Source organism: Nostoc sp. CHAB 5715 (assembly GCF_020829685.1).
In the GTDB taxonomy this organism is placed as follows: Bacteria; Cyanobacteriota; Cyanobacteriia; order Cyanobacteriales; family Nostocaceae; genus Nostoc.
The window spans coordinates 1-2,145 of sequence record NZ_JAIVFR010001153.1 but is presented as its reverse complement, the minus strand read 5'-3'; the positions used below and the strand labels follow the sequence as shown (position 1 = coordinate 2,145).

General features: G+C 37.3%; 2 protein-coding genes and 1 pseudogene. 2 read left to right on the top strand and 1 reads right to left on the bottom strand.

Features of this window, described 5'->3' with window-relative positions; all coding sequences use genetic code 11:
• Positions 1-443 precede the first annotated feature (443 nt).
• Positions 444-1,058 (bottom strand): DUF4360 domain-containing protein, encoded by a 615-nt coding sequence (locus tag LC574_RS37095; protein ID WP_229458617.1) that lies wholly within the window; start codon positions 1,056-1,058, stop codon positions 444-446.
• Between the two features lie 807 nt (positions 1,059-1,865).
• Between LC574_RS37095 and LC574_RS37090 the strand changes: the two genes are divergently transcribed.
• Together LC574_RS37090 and LC574_RS37085 are read left to right on the top strand one after the other, a co-directional pair.
• The gene (locus tag LC574_RS37090; protein ID WP_229458616.1) at positions 1,866-2,018 is read left to right on the top strand and encodes a hypothetical protein; all 153 of its coding nucleotides are present in this window, start codon (positions 1,866-1,868) and stop codon (positions 2,016-2,018) included.
• A 3-nt stretch (positions 2,019-2,021) separates the two neighbouring features.
• A pseudogene (locus LC574_RS37085) lies at positions 2,022-2,145 on the top strand (FAD-dependent oxidoreductase); the annotation flags it as partial.

Below are 2,145 nucleotides of genomic sequence, written 5' to 3'. Positions count from 1 at the left end.
AACTGTTGGCTTCCTCACCCGCCCTGAACTGAAGTTCAAGGCTACAAGCTTTAGTCTACTTCAGTAGACTAAAGATTTTGGGTATATTTAGTCATCTTCAGATGACTTTTGCTATTAGCAAGGAACTGAAGTTCCTTGCGGGACATGATTTTTACGTTAAGTTGACACCAATGAGCATTGCTGTGCCCTTACAACAGATGTGGTTCAAATACATGAAAACTGCTGTAATAAATACCGCAGGTTGTTAAACAATATCTAAAACAAGCTGATTCGAGAAAGTGAATAATTAGCAGTGCTAATTATTTTTTGTGCAAGATCATTTTCTCAACAATATCATTACTGGAGCTTTCAACCTGCGGTGTGTGGGATTAAAGATTAGTCAAACAACAAAGTTTTCTACTAATATTATCATTCTCTTCTTTAATCTCACAAAAATAAGCAAATTAGCAACGAACTATCGGGAAATAACATATCACATTCCCAGCCCCAGCATTGAGTTCGGATGAATCAACAATAATAGAACTTCCTGGTGAGGATTGTGCAATCAGATTAATACCGAATTGTCCTTCTCCACCACATGAATTAGATGTAAAATCAATTTCATCGTTCTGCTGAAAAAGAAGCTCGCTAGATGTAAACGAGGTAGATTTAGGGACAGTCGTAAAGACACCAAGAGCACCACCAGCAAAGTTAAAGCTTCGGCTTAAACTTGTACCTTTACTTCCTGAATTAACATCAGTACTTCCTTGGTACAGTACCTGTAACTTTTGAGCGCGGTAACCACTGGGAATAGTAGCATTAATACGTAAAATACACCTTTTACGTTCACCTTCCTTTGCAGTCATGGTGGTCTCATCCAAGATGATCGCTAAAGTTCTACCGTCAGCTCCAGGAAGCTGATCTTCAACAATACATCCACCCACTGCTATTGCCTTTCCAAAAATAATACTAGGCGTTTCTTGAGCCAAAGCCTTGCTCGCAACAACGTTCATTCCAAGAATTGTCGATATAGACAGTAATACACCAAATTGTTTAAAGTTCATGTGGATTTTACTCATGTTATTCTCCTGAAAAACAAAGACAAGAAAATACCAAGCTCCAAAGATACCAAATATTTTTTGTATTTGGTATCTTTGTTGCTTTTTATCTTTCTTTCTATATATATAACCGATAAATTGAAGGTTAAATTACTCCAAAATCAAACTTTACAATATTTGGGTTTCCGAATTTAAATTAATTTCCCTCACAGGTATTGGGCTGAAGTAAAAGTTATGTTGTCTGTGTCTAGGATGTAGACGGGTGTTAGTTTTTTCTGGAATTGGGTAATGACTAAACTAGAAGAGCAAGCGTTTACTAAACTTAATAACAAGCTGGAAATGATAAATCTTTAAGAGCCAAATAGCCGCTTTGTAATTACTCTGTAAGAATAAAAATACAAGCCAATTTTTCAACTTTAGATGGAGCGGGAGTTTGAACGTTTATTTTCTAAAAGAATGGCTGAAATTAAGGTTTTTGGTAAAATTCTTATGCTGTAAGCATCTAGATTATTCTCTCGCAAAAGTGATAAAGATATTTGGAGAATAACATTCAACGGGTACTCAAAAGGTTGCAATACTTTGAAAGCGAGGAAGGTGAATAATAGATGAGCTATCACTACAGCATGGTGATTCAATAGTCAGAGGACGATCAACTCTTCCTAGTGCATTTACCTGAGTTCGTCTGGTAGGAGTTTCATACACATGGCAAAACCTACGAAGAAGCCGCTAAAAATGGGTAAGAAGTAATTGAGGCGTTTGTTGAGATGCTTTAAGAAGAGGGAAAGCCACTACCAGAACCCAGAATGCTTCCTAAACGACCATTACAGGTTGTCTAATCAATTGTCAAATTATACAATTTGTCTAATTGCGATCGCTATCTACTTAAGCAGAAATTATTTTGTGAAGCGATCGCACATCCTCAACAAAGAGCAATATCTGACGACAAACCGAGGAAGAGTCTACAGTTTTGCAGTTCTTTAGACAAATGCGATCGCAGTCAATGAATATAGTCAAACTAATCAACCCAATATCTTTGCCGTTGGCGATGTCACAGACCGAATCAATTTAACTCCCGTCGCCATTGGTGAAGGTCGCGCCTTTGCAGATA